Annotated in this window: 26 protein-coding genes and 1 pseudogene; 3 read left to right on the top strand and 24 right to left on the bottom strand. The window is 44.6% G+C overall.

What is annotated here, in order from left to right:
* Positions 1–259: 259 nt before the first annotated feature.
* Entirely contained in the window at positions 260–1,024 is a 765-nt protein-coding gene (gene pdaB / locus AC1RRX_RS18065; RefSeq protein WP_011996204.1) for a polysaccharide deacetylase family sporulation protein PdaB, read from the top strand.
* On the opposite strand, the gene kbaA is transcribed toward pdaB, so the two are convergent.
* A complete protein-coding gene (gene kbaA, locus AC1RRX_RS18060; protein WP_007410420.1) occupies positions 1,025–1,621 on the bottom strand; it encodes a KinB-signaling pathway activation protein in 597 nt (198 codons plus the stop codon). It lies immediately after the preceding gene.
* A 107-nt stretch (positions 1,622–1,728) separates the two neighbouring features.
* Between kbaA and gerD the strand changes: the two genes are divergently transcribed.
* Positions 1,729–2,286 carry a spore germination lipoprotein GerD gene (gene gerD, locus AC1RRX_RS18055; RefSeq protein ID WP_007410419.1) on the top strand — a complete coding sequence of 186 codons (558 nt, stop codon included), beginning with the start codon at positions 1,729–1,731 and terminating at the stop codon, positions 2,284–2,286.
* A 32-nt stretch (positions 2,287–2,318) separates the two neighbouring features.
* Here gerD and AC1RRX_RS18050 read toward each other — a convergent pair whose 3' ends face one another.
* The 3 genes from AC1RRX_RS18050 to AC1RRX_RS18040 form a co-directional block, all read right to left on the bottom strand.
* Positions 2,319–3,371, bottom strand: a complete 1,053-nt coding sequence (locus AC1RRX_RS18050) for an Mrp/NBP35 family ATP-binding protein (RefSeq protein WP_007410418.1) — start codon at positions 3,369–3,371, stop codon at positions 2,319–2,321.
* Between the two features lie 79 nt (positions 3,372–3,450).
* A complete protein-coding gene (gene cwlD / locus AC1RRX_RS18045; protein ID WP_007410417.1) occupies positions 3,451–4,164 on the bottom strand; it encodes an N-acetylmuramoyl-L-alanine amidase CwlD in 714 nt (237 codons plus the stop codon).
* Positions 4,165–4,224: 60 nt separating this feature from the next.
* The gene (locus AC1RRX_RS18040; RefSeq protein ID WP_061861089.1) at positions 4,225–4,668 is read right to left on the bottom strand and encodes a DUF2521 family protein; all 444 of its coding nucleotides are present in this window, start codon (positions 4,666–4,668) and stop codon (positions 4,225–4,227) included.
* Between the two features lie 130 nt (positions 4,669–4,798).
* On the opposite strand from AC1RRX_RS18040, the gene AC1RRX_RS18035 reads away from it, so the two are divergent.
* Positions 4,799–5,272, top strand: coding sequence for a DinB family protein (locus AC1RRX_RS18035; protein WP_053573811.1), 474 nt, complete (start codon positions 4,799–4,801; stop codon positions 5,270–5,272).
* Between the two features lie 13 nt (positions 5,273–5,285).
* Here the strand turns inward: AC1RRX_RS18035 and AC1RRX_RS18030 are convergent, their stop codons facing one another.
* The 20 genes and pseudogenes from AC1RRX_RS18030 to rpsE all read right to left on the bottom strand — a co-directional run bounded on the left by AC1RRX_RS18030 (position 5,286) and on the right by rpsE (position 17,537).
* Positions 5,286–6,053, bottom strand: coding sequence for a class I SAM-dependent methyltransferase (locus AC1RRX_RS18030; RefSeq protein ID WP_033575232.1), 768 nt, complete (start codon positions 6,051–6,053; stop codon positions 5,286–5,288).
* 137 nt (positions 6,054–6,190) lie between these two features.
* A complete protein-coding gene (gene rpsI / locus AC1RRX_RS18025) occupies positions 6,191–6,583 on the bottom strand; it encodes a 30S ribosomal protein S9 (protein ID WP_032867232.1) in 393 nt (130 codons plus the stop codon).
* A gap of 20 nt (positions 6,584–6,603) precedes the next feature.
* Positions 6,604–7,041 carry a 50S ribosomal protein L13 gene (gene rplM / locus AC1RRX_RS18020; RefSeq protein ID WP_003225844.1) on the bottom strand — a complete coding sequence of 146 codons (438 nt, stop codon included), beginning with the start codon at positions 7,039–7,041 and terminating at the stop codon, positions 6,604–6,606.
* A 159-nt stretch (positions 7,042–7,200) separates the two neighbouring features.
* Positions 7,201–7,944, bottom strand: coding sequence for a tRNA pseudouridine(38-40) synthase TruA (gene truA / locus AC1RRX_RS18015; RefSeq protein ID WP_144464944.1), 744 nt, complete (start codon positions 7,942–7,944; stop codon positions 7,201–7,203).
* A 12-nt stretch (positions 7,945–7,956) separates the two neighbouring features.
* On the bottom strand, positions 7,957–8,754 hold the full coding sequence (locus tag AC1RRX_RS18010) for an energy-coupling factor transporter transmembrane component T family protein (protein WP_144464942.1): 798 nt from the start codon (positions 8,752–8,754) through the stop codon (positions 7,957–7,959).
* On the bottom strand, positions 8,751–9,620 hold the full coding sequence (locus AC1RRX_RS18005; protein WP_042635690.1) for an energy-coupling factor ABC transporter ATP-binding protein: 870 nt from the start codon (positions 9,618–9,620) through the stop codon (positions 8,751–8,753). Before AC1RRX_RS18005 ends, AC1RRX_RS18010 begins: the two co-directional genes overlap by 4 nt.
* Complete coding sequence (locus AC1RRX_RS18000; RefSeq protein WP_007615256.1) at positions 9,596–10,441, bottom strand: energy-coupling factor ABC transporter ATP-binding protein; 846 nt, start codon at positions 10,439–10,441, stop codon at positions 9,596–9,598. Before AC1RRX_RS18000 ends, AC1RRX_RS18005 begins: the two co-directional genes overlap by 25 nt.
* A gap of 131 nt (positions 10,442–10,572) precedes the next feature.
* Entirely contained in the window at positions 10,573–10,935 is a 363-nt protein-coding gene (rplQ, locus tag AC1RRX_RS17995; protein WP_003156550.1) for a 50S ribosomal protein L17, read from the bottom strand.
* A gap of 77 nt (positions 10,936–11,012) precedes the next feature.
* Positions 11,013–11,957: a DNA-directed RNA polymerase subunit alpha gene (locus tag AC1RRX_RS17990; RefSeq protein WP_003156549.1), complete on the bottom strand. Its 945-nt coding sequence runs from the start codon at positions 11,955–11,957 to the stop codon at positions 11,013–11,015.
* A 176-nt stretch (positions 11,958–12,133) separates the two neighbouring features.
* Positions 12,134–12,529, bottom strand: coding sequence for a 30S ribosomal protein S11 (gene rpsK / locus AC1RRX_RS17985; protein WP_007410409.1), 396 nt, complete (start codon positions 12,527–12,529; stop codon positions 12,134–12,136).
* A 20-nt stretch (positions 12,530–12,549) separates the two neighbouring features.
* On the bottom strand, positions 12,550–12,915 hold the full coding sequence (gene rpsM, locus AC1RRX_RS17980) for a 30S ribosomal protein S13 (RefSeq protein ID WP_003156545.1): 366 nt from the start codon (positions 12,913–12,915) through the stop codon (positions 12,550–12,552).
* 22 nt (positions 12,916–12,937) lie between these two features.
* Entirely contained in the window at positions 12,938–13,051 is a 114-nt protein-coding gene (gene rpmJ / locus AC1RRX_RS17975) for a 50S ribosomal protein L36 (protein WP_003156543.1), read from the bottom strand.
* A gap of 33 nt (positions 13,052–13,084) precedes the next feature.
* On the bottom strand, positions 13,085–13,303 hold the full coding sequence (infA, locus tag AC1RRX_RS17970; protein WP_003156508.1) for a translation initiation factor IF-1: 219 nt from the start codon (positions 13,301–13,303) through the stop codon (positions 13,085–13,087).
* Positions 13,281–13,563 (bottom strand): annotated as a pseudogene (locus AC1RRX_RS17965) (KOW domain-containing RNA-binding protein). The gene infA and the pseudogene AC1RRX_RS17965 overlap by 23 nt, the downstream one beginning before the upstream one ends.
* A gap of 64 nt (positions 13,564–13,627) precedes the next feature.
* Positions 13,628–14,374 (bottom strand): type I methionyl aminopeptidase, encoded by a 747-nt coding sequence (gene map / locus AC1RRX_RS17960; RefSeq protein WP_007410408.1) that lies wholly within the window; start codon positions 14,372–14,374, stop codon positions 13,628–13,630.
* The gene (locus tag AC1RRX_RS17955; protein WP_007410407.1) at positions 14,371–15,024 is read right to left on the bottom strand and encodes an adenylate kinase; all 654 of its coding nucleotides are present in this window, start codon (positions 15,022–15,024) and stop codon (positions 14,371–14,373) included. The genes map and AC1RRX_RS17955 overlap by 4 nt, the downstream gene beginning before the upstream one ends.
* A 51-nt stretch (positions 15,025–15,075) precedes the next feature.
* Positions 15,076–16,371 (bottom strand): preprotein translocase subunit SecY, encoded by a 1,296-nt coding sequence (gene secY, locus AC1RRX_RS17950; protein WP_007410406.1) that lies wholly within the window; start codon positions 16,369–16,371, stop codon positions 15,076–15,078.
* A 1-nt stretch (position 16,372) separates the two neighbouring features.
* Positions 16,373–16,813, bottom strand: coding sequence for a 50S ribosomal protein L15 (gene rplO, locus AC1RRX_RS17945; protein ID WP_007410405.1), 441 nt, complete (start codon positions 16,811–16,813; stop codon positions 16,373–16,375).
* Positions 16,814–16,843: 30 nt separating this feature from the next.
* Positions 16,844–17,023, bottom strand: coding sequence for a 50S ribosomal protein L30 (gene rpmD / locus AC1RRX_RS17940; protein ID WP_003156497.1), 180 nt, complete (start codon positions 17,021–17,023; stop codon positions 16,844–16,846).
* 13 nt (positions 17,024–17,036) lie between these two features.
* Positions 17,037–17,537 carry a 30S ribosomal protein S5 gene (gene rpsE / locus AC1RRX_RS17935; RefSeq protein ID WP_003156493.1) on the bottom strand — a complete coding sequence of 167 codons (501 nt, stop codon included), beginning with the start codon at positions 17,535–17,537 and terminating at the stop codon, positions 17,037–17,039.
* Between the last annotated feature and the right edge of the window lie 14 nt (positions 17,538–17,551).

The raw sequence follows: 17,551 nt of genomic DNA, 5'->3' as shown, positions 1-17,551 counted from the left end.
TTTCAAAGATCATTACCGCTTGTTGAAGCAGCTTTATTATCTTACCACTCAGCTTCTTTTATGTCAACAACTTTTTTTAAGTTGTTTCCGAAGCTTTTTGTTGTTGTCTGCTGTTCATCAGCGACGTTTAATAATATACCATGCATTCGCTGAATTTAGCAAGTGTTTTTTTCATTTTTTTAAAACGGATTTCGGTATGTTCATCTCCGACGCGGCATACGATGTAATCAAGCATGGACAAGATAAGGAGGCGTCATCAGTGAATCACTTCTACGTGTGGCACATCAGAAGGATAAAACAGCTGCTTATTATTATCATTGCCGCATTTGCAGCAGCCAGCTTTTTTTATATACAGAGAGCAGTCCCCCTTCCTGTATTTTTAACTGATAGCGGCCCGAAGGCTATTTCAAAAGGGGAGACGAAAGCGGGGGAAGTCGCATTAACATTCGATATCAGCTGGGGCGATGAAAAGGCGGTTCCGATTCTGAACGCGCTAAAAGCAAACGGTATTAAAAACGCTACTTTTTTTCTGTCAGCTTCTTGGGCGGAACGGCACCCGGACACAGTTGAACGTATGGTAAAAGACGGACATCAAATCGGCAGCATGGGATATGCGTATAAGAATTATACCAACCTAGAGGACAATGAAATAAAAAAAGATATCCTCCGGGCCCAGACTGCATTTAAAAAGCTGGGTGTGAAGAATGTTCATTTACTCCGCCCGCCGACCGGACAATTTAATAAAAAGGTTCTTACCATTGCACAGCAGTACCACTATTCAGTGGTTCATTACAGCGTTAACTCGCAGGATTGGACAAATCCCGGCCCTGATAAAATCATTGAAAATGTAAACAGTCATATAAAAGGCGGCGACATTGTTCTGCTGCACGCCTCTGATTCAGCAACACAGACTGAAGAAGCGCTCCCCGCCATCATTCACAATTTAAAGCAAAAAGGACTGAAAAACGTGACCGTCGGCGACCTGATCGCAAATACTGACGTCAAGTCATCAGAAGTGAAATAATTACCTCTGGGCAAACTTCGGCAGCATTAGCAGCTGAAACGCATTGCAGCCCATCAGCGGAATCAGCATCAAATAAAGCCAGTCCTCATTATTCACTCGTAGCGCAGGAACCCATTCAAGCGCTGTAATAACGACCATTAAAAATAATGATGAAACGAACGTATTTTTTGAGGACTGCTTTTGTTTTATATATGCCGTCAACAGGCCGACGGCAAGCAAAGCCAGCGGCAGCCAGACAAACCCTGCAATCGAGTCATCCCGCTCTCCGAAAAACAAAAATCTGACGTACATTAAATCAAAAGCGACAAACAAAATGATAAACAGCTGAAGCAGATTCCAAAGCGAGCTTGATCTGAGAATTTCAAGGGCAAACCGGTGCACCGTCAGAAAAACGAAGAATCCCATCTGGCTGATCACACTGAAAATCATGCCTACCCCGATAAACCAGATCAGAACGGAGAAAATCTGACCGGCCTCAAAATTCAGAAAGAACCCCTTGTACTCCCCCCACTTCAGAGCAAATCCCACGACGCTTGTAATAAGAGCGCCCACAGCTAAAATCGAAAAGAAAAATCGAACAAGCCCGCGGCTTTTCATCTCTTATTCATCCCCCTGACAATCGCGTTCAGCGATATTTTGTTATGTATAAATCCATTCCGATGAATCATATTAAAAATAAGTACAAGTAAGGAAGGAGCTTATGCATGTCAAAAGCCAAAACGCTATTGATAAGCTGTTTTGTTTTATTATCTGTAACAGCTTGTGCTCCAAAAGACCAAGCAGCGGATATGGATTATGACCAGACTAAAAAAATGGTTGTTGATATATTAAAGACCGATGATGGAAAAAAGGCAATTAAGGAAATATTAAATGATGATGCGATGAATGAGGCATTGGTGATTGATCAAAATGCCATTAAAGGCACAATAGAGAAAACCCTCACCTCTAAAAAAGGGGCGGAGTTCTGGAAAACCATCTTTGAAGACTCAAAATTCGCCGAGAGCTTTGCAAAAACTCTTCAGCCCGAGCATGAAAAAATCATAAAAAAACTGATGAAAGACCCTGATTATCAGAAAAGTTTTATGCAGATCATGCAGGACCCCGGCATGGATAAAAAATACTATGAGCTGGTGAAAAGCCAAAAGTTCCGCAGTTACTTAGAAGATGTAATTACAGAGACACTTTCCAGCCCGCTTTTCAAAAAGCAATTCGAGGATGAATTGAAAAAAGCAGCTTCAAGCTCTGAAAAAGAAAGCCAATAAAAGGCCGGGCCGTGTTGATCCCGGCCCCTTTTTTATTCAGCTGTTTTTTCAATGACTTTCTGGGCGATCCCCATATAAATTTCCCCGATCGGATGACTTCTGTCATAGACAGAAGGCGCAAACTGATCCTTGTCCCAATCAGGCTGTTTTAAAGGAATTCTGCCAAGCAGCGGCACTTGCAATTCCTCTGCAAGCTTATCTCCCCCGCCTTGACCGAACACATATTCTCTCTCGCCGGTTTTTGCACTTTCATAGTAAGCCATATTTTCAATGACCCCTACAACTTCATGATCGGTCTTAATCGCCATAGAACCCGCTCTCGCCGCTACAAATGCAGCTGTAGGGTGCGGCGTTGATACGATAATCTCTTTGCAGCTCGGAAGCATCGTGTGTACATCGAGCGCCACATCACCCGTGCCGGGCGGCAGATCGAGAACGATATAGTCAACCTCTCCCCAGTCAACCTCATGGAAGAAGTTATTCAGCATCTTGCCCAGCATCGGCCCTCTCCACACAACCGGAGCGTTTTCTTCGACGAAAAAGCCCATCGACATAACCTTTACTCCAAATCTTTCGACAGGAAGCAGTTTTTCTCCTTCTACTGTCGGGCGGACTGTAATACCCATCATGTCCGGCACGCTGAACCCGTAAATATCCGCGTCGATCAAGCCGACTTTTTTTCCGAGCCGCGCAAGAGAAATGGCCAGGTTGACGGAAACCGTTGATTTGCCGACACCGCCTTTTCCGCTTGCCACCGCAAGAAAGACCGGCGGATGTTTCCTATTCAGCAGGGTTTCGCTTTCAGCAGCCGGCCGGCTGAATTTCGCCAATGTTTCTTCCGGCAGCTCTTCAAACCGCAGTCCCACAGTTTCCGCACCCGCTTCTTTCAGAACGGATACGATTTCCTGCTGAATACCCATCTGTTCAGCCGTCCCCGTTTTTGCCAATGCAATTTTCACACTGACATGCCGTTTTTCCGGCTTGATCTTTACTTCTTTAATGGCATCCAATTCTCCCAGCGGTCTATGAAGAAAAGGTTCGCGCATGTTTCCGACTATATTTCTTACTTCATCTTCTCTTATCATCGAACCCTCACCCTTTGTGTATTCGTTTACAAATGGTATTATACCATATATTAAACATAGAATCGGCGAAAAACCCTCCTTACTCGGGAGGGTCTCCTTTCTCTGTGAAGTATCTCAATACGCCCTTATACACGGAAGAAGCGATTTTGTCCTGATATTTGGGCTGGCCGAGCCTTTTCGCTTCCGCGGGATTGGACAGAAATCCGATCTCCACCAGCGCGCCCGGTTTGGTTACATTCTGCATTAAGTAAATGCCGTGTATCCGTTTCGCCTTTCTCGTTGTATTCTCCAAATTGATTCTCAATTCGTCCTGTATATATTTTGCTACTTTTTCATTCTCTTCGTATTTTCCATAGTAGAAGCTTTGGGCGCCGCTCCATCTCGGTGACGGTATGGCGTTCAGATGAATGCTGATATAAAGCTCCGCCTCTGAACGGTTGATGATTTCCACGCGCTTTCTCAGATCTTCCGCTTTGCGTCTGCTGTAGCCTTTCGTCCCTTCAGGAGCTAAATCAGTATCCGTCTCCCGCGTCATAATGACCAAAGCTCCCTGCTCCTGCAAATAGTCTCTGACCCTGGAGGCCACTTCGAGAGTAATGTCCTTTTCAAGGTGACTGCCTCCCGTGGCGCCTCCGTCCGGTCCGCCGTGTCCCGGATCGAGATAGATGATTTTCCCGCTCAGCGGCAGACTCCACGGCCGCCAGGAATCATCATTATGGAATTGAAACCGGAATAAACACAATAATATGATAAAGCCAAGTAAAAAACCGAGCCATTTCAGCTTTTTTGTCATACCTTTCCCTCCCGCTTGTCCCCGTTATTAATAAATATGGGACAAGGGAAGAAATTATGATTACCTCATGCGGAGCTTACATTGTTTTTCTCTTTGCAGAAATCCTTCCGTCCACCAGCTGTTGATAAACCGGCAGGACGCTTCATAGATTTCTTTTTGTTCAACGGAAGAATATTGCTCATGCGTCCAATTGCAAAGATATTCAAAAAAATCGGCCGTCAGTTCTTCCTCTTCTTCTGCCGAACGGGCGTTTGCCCTCTGCAAGGACTCACCATAATAGCCAAAGACGCCGAACCGGCCGCCTAATAAATACGCTTCAATTGCAAAATCTATGCATCCTTCACTCAGAATGCCGTTTTCGTCTTGAAGAAAGGGAAACAAAGGGGTAAGACATGCTTTTACGGACTGAATGATCTGCGTCAGTGACAGCTCCTTTAGTAAACTCTTCTCAAGCTCAAAATCCTTCTGCCGTTTCACGTCTGAAAAAGATAATACTTCTGCCATTGTCAGCCACGCTCCTTTTTACTGTTATTTTGAAAGGAAAAGGGAAAAAGCATGCTTTGTTGATAGTGGAAATCCTCCCAAATGAAGGAGTTTTATGTTAACTGGAAGAAGAAAGAGCTGAGGTGACGTTATGAAAAAGCTGTTTCAATACAATTGGACGGTGCGTGACGAGTGGTTTATGATATGTGAAAAGCTGAGCCGGGAGGAACTGACGAAAACCCGGACGGGCGGAATGAAGAGCATCTTGCGCACTTTATTTCATATCATTGATGTCGAGATCAGCTGGGCTCGTGCCATTTTAGGTAAAGATGATGTTTTACCTGCTGAGTCTGACTATACGAGCATTCAGGATCTCAGAAAGCTGTCTGAACAATATCGGAAGGATGTCATTCATGCGGTCTCCCGCAAAGGACCGGATCTTGTTAAGCCGGAATGGATGGACCAAACCTTTCCTAAAGAAGATATTCTCCGCCACATCCTTGCGCATGAGATTCACCATATGGGACAACTGTCGGTTTGGGCCAGAGAAATTGGAATAGAACCGGTTTCGGCTAATGTGATCAGCCGTCCGCAGGAAAAAGCCGCAAAAAAACAGCACCTCTGACGGGATGCCGTTTTTATATTTTAATGCTTCTTGTTACGGAGTATGTATTAATGTATTCATCCAGCACGAGGCCGCCTTTGTCCTCGTAAAAACCGGCAACCATGAAGCCTGCGTCAATCTGACCTTTAATTTGATCCTCCAGCGTATGGCCGAATTCAAGCGCTTCATGATTATCAATAAGTTCCTTTACCTTTTTCTTACTCAGATCTTTTTCATCCGAAAACGGAATGGAATACTTTACTTTTAGTACGCCTTCCTGCTCTAAATCCATATCAAATAAGAACACGACGGGATTTACAAAACCGGAGACTAAAGACCCGCCTTTTTTCAATACGCGATGAGCTTCTTTCCATACCGGAAGAACCGTATCAACAAAGCAATTCGATACCGGGTGCACGATAAAATCAAATGACTCATCATCAAAACAGCTCAGATCATTCATGCTGCCTTTGACAGTCCGAAGCGTAAGATCGTCCCGCCCGGCAACCATTCTGTCTTGCGCAAGCTGTTTTTCCGAATTGTCAAAGATGGTCACATCCGCTCCTGCAGCAGCAAGGACCGGCCCTTGCTGTCCTCCTCCTGAAGCGAGACAAAGAACCTTCAGACCGTCTATGGGCGGAAACCAGTCCGCCGGCACATCTTTTCCGGGGGTCATTCTGATGCTCCAATTGCCTTTTTTCGCTTCACCAATCGTATGAGAATCAACCGCAACCGTCCATTCATTGCCTGTTTCGACTTTTTTATCCCATGCCTTGCTGTTATGTATGACTAACTTATTCATTATAACTGCGCTCCTTATTGGTAATGAATAGAGTATAACAAACAATTCTAGAAAAACATCGGATAACCTCTTGAATATGAGAAAAAAATACAAAAAAACCACAACCAAGAAGTTGTGGTTTTTGCCATCCAAAACGATTAACGTTTTGAGAACTGAGGTGCACGACGAGCGCCTTTAAGACCGTATTTTTTACGTTCTTTCATACGAGCGTCACGAGTCAGAAGACCAGCACGTTTAAGTGTTGCACGGTATTCTGGATCTGCTTCAAGCAAAGCACGAGCGATACCATGACGGATTGCTCCAGCTTGACCAGATAAGCCGCCTCCATGTACGTTTACTAAAACATCATAAGTACCAGCTGTTTCAGTTAAAGTTAATGGTTGTTTGATATCTTCGATTAGAGCTGGAGATGGAATGTGCTCGTTGATTTCACGATTATTAACGACGATACGACCTTCACCTGGAACTAAGCGCACACGCGCTACAGAACTTTTACGACGGCCAGTACCGTAATATTGAACCTGTGCCAAATTGGTAACCTCCTTTTTAATTAACCGCGAAGTTCGTAAACTTCAGGTTTTTGTGCTTCATGTGGATGCTCAGAACCACGGTATACGTTCAATTTCTTGAACATTTGACGACCTAGAGAACCTTTTGGAAGCATGCCTTTGATAGCAAGCTCAAGCATTTTCTCAGGGTAGTTTGTACGCATTTCAAGAGCAGTTCTTGATTTTAATCCGCCTGGATGTTGAGTGTGACGGTAGTAGATTTTGTCAGTTAACTTTTTACCAGTTAACTCGATTTTTTCAGCGTTGATGATGATCACATGATCTCCAGTATCAACGTGCGGTGTGTAAGTCGGTTTGTGTTTCCCGCGAAGGATAGATGCAACTTCTGTAGAAAGACGTCCTAAAGTCTTGCCAGCAGCATCAACAACTAACCACTTGCGTTCAATAGTACTTGCGTTAGCCATAGGTGTTGTACGCATTGAATTTCCCTCCTAAATGATCTGTCATTTTCAATAATCTTCGATTACGTTCTATTTCACAACACAATAAGTTCCGGGGCTTATCGTGGGGTTGAAATACATACCATATGATATCTTATAACTTTATGCAGACTCTGTCAAGAAAATGTTACACCTGGTTTAGTTGTCATAGCAAACGCTCCATAAATACAGCCCGTGTCCCGGTGCGGTGCGCCCCGCGGCTTCACGATCCTTCGCTTCGAGCATTGCTTTTACATCATCGGGAGAAAATTTTCCAGCTCCTGTATCCAATAACGTTCCGGCAATGATTCTGACCATATTATAGAGAAAACCGTTTCCGGTGATCCGCATCTGCAGGCCGTCTCCGGTCTCAGTCCAATCCAGCTCGTAAATTGTTCTGACTTTATCCTGAACCGCGGTATCAGCCGCGCAAAAGCTTGTGAAATCATGTGTCCCGACGAGGTGCCTTGAAGCTTCCCTCATTTTCTGCACATTAAGCTGATATGCAAAATGGTAAGCGTAATGTCGTTTAAATACGTCCGGGTGTTTCTCCGTATATACAAAGTAGCGATATTCCTTTTGGACCGCGCTAAATCGTGCATGGAACCCATCATCCGCAATCTCTGCTGTTTTGACGGCAATATCATCAGGCAGCAGGGCATTGAGCGCAAACGGCCATTTCTCACCCGGGATAGACAGCGGCGTATCAAAATGAATGACCTGCCCGGCAGCATGAACATCGCTGTCCGTGCGGCCGGATGAGTACACAGGCACTCTGCCGTCCGTTTTATGGATGACGGCCAGCGCTTTTTCCAATTCACTTTGAACGGTCCGCTTTCCAGGCTGAACCTGATATCCGTTAAATAAATGCCCGTCATAAGCAATGGTACATTTCACTCTCATTCAGCAGCACCTCTAACTTCTTAAGAAAAACAATAACACGGCTAATAAGATGATGAGCAGAATAGCTCCGGTATCCTTTCCGGTCCAGACGAGCTTTCTGTATTTCGTTCTCCCCTCACCGCCCTGGTAGCCTCTCGCCTCCATGGCGACCGCGAGCTCTTCCGCGCGTTTAAAGGCGCTGACAAACAGCGGGACAAGCAGCGGAACAACCGCTTTGATTCTGTCTTTCACCGGGCCGCTTGTAAAGTCCGCACCCCTCGCCATTTGCGCCTTCATGATTTTATCTGTCTCTTCCATCAATGTCGGGATAAATCGCAATGATATCGACATCATCAATGCGAGTTCGTGTACGGGCAGCTTCACCTTTTTAAAAGGATTCAGGAGCTGCTCCATTCCATCCGTTATTTCAATCGGCGTTGTTGTCAGCGTCAGCAGCGTCGTCATAAAGATAAGGTGAACGAAACGGAGGGAGATAAAAATACCCTGTATAAGTCCGCCCTCATACACTTTAAACCAGCCAAGCTGAAAAATGACAGATCCTTCATGCGTCATGAAAATGTGTAATAAAAAGGTAAACGCCACAATCCAAATAATCGGCTTAAGCCCCTTCAGCAAAAAGCTGAACGGCACGCGAGTCAAGGCGATCACTCCGAATGTAAACAAACCGAGCACAGCGTACGTCTGTACGTTGTTTGCCAAAAAGACGATACATACAAAAAGAAAAATGCTGACAAGTTTTGTTCGCGGGTCCAATCGGTGAATAAGCGATGATCCGGGAACATACTTTCCGATAATCATGCTGTCCATCATTGGTCCTTCTCCTCCTGAAAGAAAGCCTTAATTTCACTGGCGGCATCCTGCAGGGTCAGCATGGGTTTTTCATACTTGACTCCGAGAGCCTTCTCAAGCCGTCTCTGAAACTTCACCGATTCAGGAAGATCCAGTCCCATTTCGGCCATCTCTTCACCTTTTACAAACAAGTCACGCGGACTCCCCGTCGCTTTAATGGTTCCTTTGTGCATGACGATCATTTCGTCAGCATAACGGGCGGCGTCCTCCATGCTGTGGGTGACGAGAACGGTAGTCAGGTTTCCCCGCTGATGAAGCGCATAGAACATGTCCATAATGTCCTGGCGCCCTCTCGGATCAAGACCGGCCGTCGGTTCATCCAAAACCAGCACTTCCGGCTCCATCGCGAGAACGCCGGCAATCGCCACTCTGCGCATCTGGCCGCCGCTGAGCTCAAATGGTGAATGATCCAAAATGTCTTCCGGAAGGCCCACAAGCCCCAGCATTTCTTTTGCTTTCCGTTCAGCGTCTTCTTTTTTCACACCAAAATTCATCGGTCCGAATGCGATGTCCTTCAGCACAGTCTCTTCAAACAGCTGATGTTCGGGAAATTGGAAAACGATTCCGACTTTTTTTCGCAAAGTCTTAAGGTCTTTATTCTTTTTACCGGCTGCCAGAATCGTGCTCCCGAGTTCAAGCTGTCCTTTAGTCGGTTTCAGCAAACCGTTTAAATGCTGCAGGAGCGTCGATTTGCCCGACCCTGTATGCCCGATGACGGCAACGTAGCTGCCCTCTTTTATCACGGCATTGATATCATACAGAGCCAGCCGTTCAAACGGTGTCTTCATTTGATAGCGGTGTTCTACATCTTTGATTTTAATGTCCACAGCTCATTCACCAGCCCTTCCTGAGTCAGATGGTTTTTCGTTAACGCCAGTCCGCTTTCTTTCAAAAGCAGGCTGAGCTGGAATGAGAAAGGCAAATCAAGACCGATGCGAACCAAGTCTTCGTTTAATTTAAAAATCTCTTCAGGCGTGCCCTCTGCATATTTCCTGCCGCCGTTCATCACAATGATCCTGTCCGCCCTTGCGGCTTCTTCCAGGTCATGTGTTATCGAAATGACGGTGGCCATGCCCTGATCTTTTAAGCGTCTGACAGTATCAAGGACTTCTTCTCTCCCAATCGGGTCAAGCATGGATGTCGCTTCATCCAAAATCATAATATCAGGACGCGCGGCAATAATTCCCGCGATCGCCACTCTTTGTTTTTGACCTCCGGAGAGATGGTGCGGCTCTTGATCAAGAAAATCCTGCATATTGACTTGTGTGACAGCCCAATCTACTCTCTCAATCATTTCTTCGCGCGGAACACCATTGTTTTCTAAACCAAAAGCCACATCATCGCGAACAGTCGTTCCGACAAATTGGTTATCGGGATTCTGAAAGACCATCCCTATTTTTTTTCGCACATCCCACACGGTATCCTCAGTCAGTTTGATGCCGCCGACTTCAATTTCTCCGGCCTCGGGCAAAATCAGTCCGTTCAGCGCTCTGGCCAAAGTCGACTTCCCTGAACCGTTGTGACCTACGATAGCAAGCCATTCTCCTTCGTATACCTCCAGACTCACACCGTCCAGCGCCGGTCTTTCTGCATCTTTGCGGTATCGGAATAGGATGTCTTTTACGGATATAAGCTGTTTTTGATCCACGGGCGCCTGACCTCCTCTCAGCTATAGCTCTGCTTTTCTGTCTCATGATAAAAAGTTCTGATATCTAAAAAAAGGGCATAGATCCAGTTAGAAACTGTCCCGCCCTTCTTTAGATACACAAAAATATGTGATTAAACCAATTCGATGATTGCCATTGGTGCACCGTCACCACGGCGAGGACCAAGCTTCATAATACGTGTGTATCCACCTTGGCGCTCCTCGTAACGAGTTGCAATGTCAGAGAATAATTTTTGAAGTGCATCTTGGTTATTTTCTTCATTAGCAACCTCGTTGCGAATGTATGCAGCAGCTTGACGACGAGCATGCAAGTCACCGCGCTTACCAAGAGTGATCATCTTTTCAACAACAGAGCGAAGTTCTTTCGCACGTGTTTCAGTTGTTTCAATTCTTTCGTTGATGATCAAATCTGTTGTAAGATCACGAAGCATAGCTTTACGCTGTGAACTCGTACGTCCTAGTTTTCTGTATGACATGTGATGTCCCCTCCTTTAATGGAATGCTGTTTCTAAATAAAAAACACACGAAAATCCTAGTTCACATGGAAACTAGATCAATCGTCTTTGCGAAGGCCGAGTCCAAGTTCTTCAAGTTTCGCTTTCACTTCTTCAAGTGATTTGCGTCCCAGGTTGCGAACTTTCATCATATCTTCTTCCGTCTTGTTCGCAAGTTCTTGAACCGTGTTAATGCCCGCACGCTTCAAGCAGTTGTAAGAACGGACAGAAAGGTCAAGTTCCTCAATCGTCATTTCAAGAACTTTTTCTTTTTGATCCTCTTCTTTTTCAACCATGATTTCAGCATGCTGAGCTTCGTCAGTTAAACCGACGAATATATTAAGGTGTTCAGTTAAAATCTTTGAACCGAGAGCAATTGCTTCCTTCGGTCCAGTGCTTCCGTCAGTCCAAACATCAAGTGTAAGTTTGTCATAGTTTGCAACCTGGCCTACACGAGTGTTTTCCACCTGATAAGATAAACGAGAAACTGGCGTAAAGATTGAATCGATCGGAATCACGCCGATTGGCTGATCGTCTCTTTTGTTCGAATCAGCAGGTGTATACCCACGTCCTCTTTGTGCAGTAAGGCGAACTCGGAAACTCGCATTCTCACCAAGAGTCGCGATATGAAGATCCGGATTAAGGATTTCAACATCGCTGTCGTGTGTAATATCAGCTGCTGTGACAGTTCCTTCGCCCTGTACATCAATTTCAAGCGTCTTCTCTTCATCAGAGTAGATTTTCAATGCAAGCTTTTTAATGTGCAAGATTATCGTTGTAACATCTTCCACAACGCCTTCGATTGTCGAGAATTCGTGCAGTACACCATCTATCTGGATCGATGTTACAGCGGCACCAGGGAGTGAGGATAAGAGGATACGACGTAAGGAGTTACCCAGAGTTGTACCATATCCACGCTCAAGCGGCTCTACGACAAACTTACCAAATTTGGCATCGTCGCTGATTTCAACCGTTTCGATTTTTGGTTTTTCAATCTCGATCATTACTTAAAACCCTCCTTCAAAACGTCGAAACCTCGAATAGAATCATATGAGATTCCATCCGAAATTCCCCATTGTTTAGTCCCGTATGTGCTCAGGCAACGAGTCGGTGCATTCGTTTCATAAATAACTGTATCATAACCCATTATTGACAGGGACACAAAATCTATACAAACAAATTACACGCGGCGACGTTTTGGTGGACGGCATCCATTATGAGGAACAGGAGTTACGTCTCTGATAGCTGTAACTTCAAGTCCGGCAGCTTGTAAAGCACGAATTGCAGCTTCACGGCCAGAACCTGGTCCTTTAACAGTTACTTCAAGAGTTTTAAGTCCGTGTTCGATTGAACCTTTAGCAGCTGTTTCAGCAGCCATTTGCGCAGCAAAAGGAGTAGATTTACGAGAACCTCTGAATCCTAGAGCTCCGGCACTTGACCAAGAAAGAGCATTACCATGAGTATCAGTGATCGTAACGATCGTGTTGTTGAAAGTTGAACGAATATGAGCGATTCCTGACTCAATATTCTTTTTCACGCGACGTTTACGCGTGTTTTGTTTACGAGCAGCAGCCATTGTTTAGGTACCTCCCTTACTTATTTTTTCTTGTTAGCTACAGTACGACGCGGACCTTTACGAGTACGCGCATTGTTTTTAGAGTTTTGTCCGCGAACAGGCAAACCTCTGCGATGGCGGATTCCGCGGTAGCTTCCGATTTCGATCAGACGCTTGATGTTAAGAGAAACTTCACGGCGAAGGTCACCTTCTACTTTCAGTTTGTCAATAACATCACGGATTTTACCAAGTTCTTCTTCAGTAAGATCACGCACACGAGTATCTTCAGAAACACCAGCCTCTTTCAAGACTTGCTGAGCCGTTGTGCGGCCAATTCCGAAGACATATGTTAAAGAAATAACAACACGTTTGTCACGTGGGATATCTACACCAGCAATACGAGCCATTCTCTGGGCACCTCCTTATTAATTATCCTTGTTTTTGTTTATGCTTTGGATTTTCACAGATCACCATTACTTTTCCTTTTCTGCGAATAACTTTACATTTCTCGCAGATTGGTTTAACTGATGGTCTCACTTTCATGTGTTTCCAACCTCCTTCAGTTTCCGGAGTGCTTTATTTGTAACGGTACGTAATCCTGCCACGAGTTAAGTCATATGGAGATAATTCTACCGTAACTTTGTCTCCAGGTAAAATGCGAATGAAGTGCATGCGGATTTTACCAGATACGTGAGCCAAAACCGTATGGCCATTTTCGAGTTCAACTTTGAACATCGCGTTTGGCAGTGTTTCGACAATCGTACCTTCCACTTCAATTACATCGTCTTTCGCCATTCAAGTGTTCTCCCTTCTTCAAATCAGTAACTTGCTCTCTGACAAATTTCAAAAGAGAAAATCTCAGTTATCCGTTTGTCACACGCCCTGTTTCGTTTATACTGTTCTGAACTTCCGGAGATACGCAATCATAAAGGGTGAATGATTGATATTCTTTTTCTAAGGAGAATGAAATGTACGCTTTTCTCCGTCTGCTTTAGTACACGATGATGAATCTTCATTCCGATGACAGCAGCTAGCCGGTTTTTCTTCCGACCAATTGTAAACCTACAATCTGCCCAGGTGCGGAATGAAAAACATGTGTCATGGAATTCATTTCATCATCTAGACTTTTGTCAGTATATCAAAACCCGTTTCCGTAATCGCAATCGTATGTTCAAAATGAGCACACTTTTTCCCATCTACCGTTACAACCGTCCAGTTATCAGCCAATGTTTTCACATATCGGCTGCCAGCGTTAACCATCGGTTCTATAGCGAGAACCATACCAGGCTTCAGCCTAGGTCCTTTGTTTGGCGGACCGTAATGAGGAATTTGCGGATCCTCATGCAAGTCTTGACCAACACCATGTCCGACATACTCCCTAACAACTGAAAACTGCTCATTTTCGACATACGTTTGTATTGCGTGGGAAATATTCGACAAACGTTCACCTGGTTTTGCTTCCTTCAAGCCTTTATATAAAGACTCCTCTGTTACTTCCAGCAGTCGTTTATCATCATCACTGATGTTTCCTACCGGATATGTCCAAGCAGAGTCACCATGATAACCATTTAATTTAGCACCGATATCAATGCTGATAATGTCACCGTCACGTAAAACCCTTTTACCGGGTATTCCGTGAACGAGTTCTTCATTAACTGATACACAGATGCTCCCGCGAAACCCATTATACCCCTTAAAAGATGGGATTGCACCCTGCTTCTCAATAAAACGTTCGGCAATTTGATCCAATTCTTTTGTCGAGATTCCTGGTTTAATGTGCTTTTTCATCTCTTCATGAGTCAAAGCCACGATTCGCCCTGCTTCCCGCATGATGCCAAGCTCACGAGGGGTCTTACAGATAATCATTTGCTCAATCCTCCAAGAAGCTCTTTCACATCTTTGTACACGTCGTTAATGTCCTGCTGGCCATTGACGTTGACAAGATACCCTTTCTCAGAATAAAAATCGAGTAAAGGCTGAGTCTGCTTCATGTTGACCTCAAGCCGTTTTGAGACGGTTTCCTCATTATCATCTGCCCGTTGATAAAGGTCTCCTCCGTCTTTATCACAAACACCCGGCGTTTTCGGCGGATTGAAAACCAAATGATAGGTTGTGCCGCAAACACTGCAAATTCTGCGTCCAGTCAAACGTTCCATTAAAGAGTCTTTGTCTACTTTAATGTTAATGACATAATCAATCGGCTTGCCGTATTCCTCAAGAATGTTTTCAAGAGCTTCAGCCTGAGCGACTGTTCGCGGAAATCCGTCCAGAAGAAAACCTCTTTCACAATCATCTTTGCCTAGTCTTTCTTTGACAATGCCGATTGTGACTTCGTCCGGTACGAGCTCGCCTTTATCAATATAAGACTTTGCTTCGAGTCCGAGTGGTGTTTCTTCTTTCATAGCAGCACGGAACATATCTCCCGTTGAGATATGAGGTATCCCATAATCCTCAACAATTCGTTCTCCCTGTGTGCCTTTACCGGCTCCAGGAAGTCCCATTAAGACTAAGTTCATTCGGATTTCCCCCGTCCTCTCTTATTTAGAGGAATGGTTAAAACCAGTCCTCTAATTTTTCATAAATCCTCGGTAATTACGTTTCACTAACTGGCTCTCCAGCTGCTTCATTGTCTCCAAGGCTACCCCGACGACAATTAACAATGATGTTCCGCCAATCTGTGCACTTTGAGGCAATCCAGCGAATTGAATGAAAAAGATAGGAAGAATGGAAATCACGGCTAAGAATATAGAACCCACAAACGTAAGTCGATACAAAATGCTCGTAATTCTATCTTGAGTCATTTTCCCTGGACGAACCCCCGGGATATAGCCACCCTGTTTTTTAAGGTTATCAGCCATTTGTTCAGGGTTTACCTGCACAAAAGCATAGAAGTACGTAAAGGCGATAATTAATGCGACATAAACCGCCATGCCCACCGGATGTGTATTGTCAAAGTTGGCTTGAATCCACTTTGTCACATCGTTCTCTCCGAAAAATGACGCGATAGTACGCGGCGTAATAAGAAACGCAACCGCAAAGATTACCGGAATAACCCCTGCCGGATTCACTTTAAGCGGAAGGTGAGTTGACTGGCCTCCGCCAACAGGTGAACGACCTTGCCCTTTTGCATATTGAATCGCGATTTTGCGTACGGCCTGCTGAATGAAAATAACACCAACAATAACGGCCAAAATCGCAATCACCAGTAAAGCGATTTTTACAATATGAATAAACAGCTGATCGCTGCTGCCGACAAATTGAGTCTCATAAATCTGCCCAACAGTTTTCGGAATACTAGCCACAATCCCCGCGAAGATGATGATCGAAATTCCGTTACCTACTCCATTGGAAGTAATTTGTTCTCCCAGCCACATTAAAAAAGCAGTTCCTCCAGTGAGTACTAAAGCAATAATCAGATATGTCGATATGCCGGATTTTTCAATCAGCATACCGTTTGCCAGGTTGTTAAACCCGTAAGACATACCTAATGCCTGGATAAAACCAAGCACAATCGTAAAATATCGCGTGAACTGAGCTAATTTACGGCGGCCGACTTCACCTTGCTTAGACCACTCGGTAAACTTCGGCACAACATCCATCTGAAGCAGCTGAATGATGATTGAAGCAGTGATGTAAGGCGTAATTCCCATCGCAAAAATGGAGAATTGATAAAGCGCACCGCCGCCAAATGTGTTAAGGAGATCAAAAACCCCCATCGAACTTTGTGTCTGCAACGCCTGAGCATTTACATATGGCACAGGGATAAACGCACCTATGCGAAAGACGATAAGCATGAGTAATGTAAAAATGATTTTATTCCGAATATCACTCACACGCATAAAGTTGGAGATTGTCTTAAACAAGTTAGATCACCTCAGCTGTACCGCCAGCAGCTTCAACAGCTTCTTTCGCAGAAGCAGAGAATTTATTGGCTTTTACAGTTAATTTTTTCTCTAATTTACCGTTGCCAAGAATCTTTACTCCTGCATTAAGTTTGCTAATAACACCAGTCTCAAGAAGAAGTTCAGGAGTGACTTCCGTTCCTTCCGCAAAACCGTTCAATTTGTCTACGTTCACAATAGCGTAATCCTTACGGTTGATGTTTGTAAAACCGCGTTTAGGAAGACGTTGGAATAAAGGCATTTGTCCCCCCTCGAATCCAGGGCGTACACCGCCGCCAGAACGAGCGTTTTGACCTTTGTGACCTTTACCAGCTGTTTTACCGTTACCAGAACCAATACCACGACCTACGCGATTGCGTACTTTACGTGAACCTTCTGAAGGCTTTAATTCATGAAGTTTCATTAGGACACCTCCTTAGCCTATAATTTATTTTTATTGTTCTTTAACAGAAACTAGATGAGATACTTTATTAATCATACCGCGGATCGCAGCGTTATCTTCATGAACGACAGTTTGGTTTGTTTTCTTTAAACCAAGTGTTCTTACAGTAACGCGCTGATCTTCCGGGCGACCGATTACACTGCGTTTGAGGGTAATTTCTAATTTAGCCATTAATGTTCCCTCCTTATCCTAACAGTTCTTCTACAGATTTTCCACGAAGCTTCGCAACCTCTTCAGCACGTTTAAGCTCACTTAAACCTTGAAGTGTTGCACGGATCATGTTGATCGGTGTGTTAGAACCTAAAGACTTAGAAAGGATATCAGCAACGCCAGCAAGCTCAAGTACCGCACGTACAGGGCCTCCAGCGATAACTCCAGTACCTTCAGAAGCAGGTTTCAACAAGATATTGCCTGCACCGAAACGTCCGATGATTTCGTGTGGAATCGTAGTTCCAACCATTGGTACTTCAATCAAATTCTTTTTCGCATCTTCAACAGCTTTACGGATTGCTTCAGGTACTTCTTGTGCTTTACCAGTACCGAAACCTACGTGACCGTTTTTGTCACCGACAACGACTAGAGCTGCGAAACGGAAACGACGACCACCTTTAACAACTTTCGCTACGCGGTTAACCGTAACTAAGCGTTCTTCTAACTCTAATTTGCTTGGGTCAATACGACGCATAATCATGTGTCCCT

This window comes from Bacillus sp. GW821-FHT11D08, from assembly GCF_058808515.1.
The sequence above is the reverse complement of the archived record's forward strand: the minus strand, read 5'-3'. Positions and strand labels throughout refer to the sequence as shown.

What these genes read in the sequence shown, in the direction of transcription:
- kbaA (WP_007410420.1), bottom strand. Translation starts at nt 1,621, where the DNA reads ATGAAAAGCCGCGGGCTTGTTCGATTTTTCTTTTCGATTTTAGCTGTG.
- gerD (WP_007410419.1), top strand. Translation starts at nt 1,729, where the DNA reads ATGTCAAAAGCCAAAACGCTATTGATAAGCTGTTTTGTTTTATTATCT.
- AC1RRX_RS18050 (WP_007410418.1), bottom strand. Translation starts at nt 3,371, where the DNA reads ATGATAAGAGAAGATGAAGTAAGAAATATAGTCGGAAACATGCGCGAA.
- cwlD (WP_007410417.1), bottom strand. Translation starts at nt 4,164, where the DNA reads ATGACAAAAAAGCTGAAATGGCTCGGTTTTTTACTTGGCTTTATCATA.
- AC1RRX_RS18040 (WP_061861089.1), bottom strand. Translation starts at nt 4,668, where the DNA reads ATGGCAGAAGTATTATCTTTTTCAGACGTGAAACGGCAGAAGGATTTT.
- AC1RRX_RS18035 (WP_053573811.1), top strand. Translation starts at nt 4,799, where the DNA reads ATGAAAAAGCTGTTTCAATACAATTGGACGGTGCGTGACGAGTGGTTT.
- AC1RRX_RS18030 (WP_033575232.1), bottom strand. Translation starts at nt 6,053, where the DNA reads ATGAATAAGTTAGTCATACATAACAGCAAGGCATGGGATAAAAAAGTC.
- rplM (WP_003225844.1), bottom strand. Translation starts at nt 7,041, where the DNA reads ATGCGTACAACACCTATGGCTAACGCAAGTACTATTGAACGCAAGTGG.
- truA (WP_144464944.1), bottom strand. Translation starts at nt 7,944, where the DNA reads ATGAGAGTGAAATGTACCATTGCTTATGACGGGCATTTATTTAACGGA.
- AC1RRX_RS18010 (WP_144464942.1), bottom strand. Translation starts at nt 8,754, where the DNA reads ATGATGGACAGCATGATTATCGGAAAGTATGTTCCCGGATCATCGCTT.
- rplQ (WP_003156550.1), bottom strand. Translation starts at nt 10,935, where the DNA reads ATGTCATACAGAAAACTAGGACGTACGAGTTCACAGCGTAAAGCTATG.
- AC1RRX_RS17990 (WP_003156549.1), bottom strand. Translation starts at nt 11,957, where the DNA reads ATGATCGAGATTGAAAAACCAAAAATCGAAACGGTTGAAATCAGCGAC.
- rpsK (WP_007410409.1), bottom strand. Translation starts at nt 12,529, where the DNA reads ATGGCTGCTGCTCGTAAACAAAACACGCGTAAACGTCGCGTGAAAAAG.
- rpsM (WP_003156545.1), bottom strand. Translation starts at nt 12,915, where the DNA reads ATGGCTCGTATTGCTGGTGTAGATATCCCACGTGACAAACGTGTTGTT.
- rpmJ (WP_003156543.1), bottom strand. Translation starts at nt 13,051, where the DNA reads ATGAAAGTGAGACCATCAGTTAAACCAATCTGCGAGAAATGTAAAGTT.
- infA (WP_003156508.1), bottom strand. Translation starts at nt 13,303, where the DNA reads ATGGCGAAAGACGATGTAATTGAAGTGGAAGGTACGATTGTCGAAACA.
- map (WP_007410408.1), bottom strand. Translation starts at nt 14,374, where the DNA reads ATGATTATCTGTAAGACCCCTCGTGAGCTTGGCATCATGCGGGAAGCA.
- AC1RRX_RS17955 (WP_007410407.1), bottom strand. Translation starts at nt 15,024, where the DNA reads ATGAACTTAGTCTTAATGGGACTTCCTGGAGCCGGTAAAGGCACACAG.
- rplO (WP_007410405.1), bottom strand. Translation starts at nt 16,813, where the DNA reads ATGAAACTTCATGAATTAAAGCCTTCAGAAGGTTCACGTAAAGTACGC.
- rpmD (WP_003156497.1), bottom strand. Translation starts at nt 17,023, where the DNA reads ATGGCTAAATTAGAAATTACCCTCAAACGCAGTGTAATCGGTCGCCCG.
- rpsE (WP_003156493.1), bottom strand. Translation starts at nt 17,537, where the DNA reads ATGCGTCGTATTGACCCAAGCAAATTAGAGTTAGAAGAACGCTTAGTT.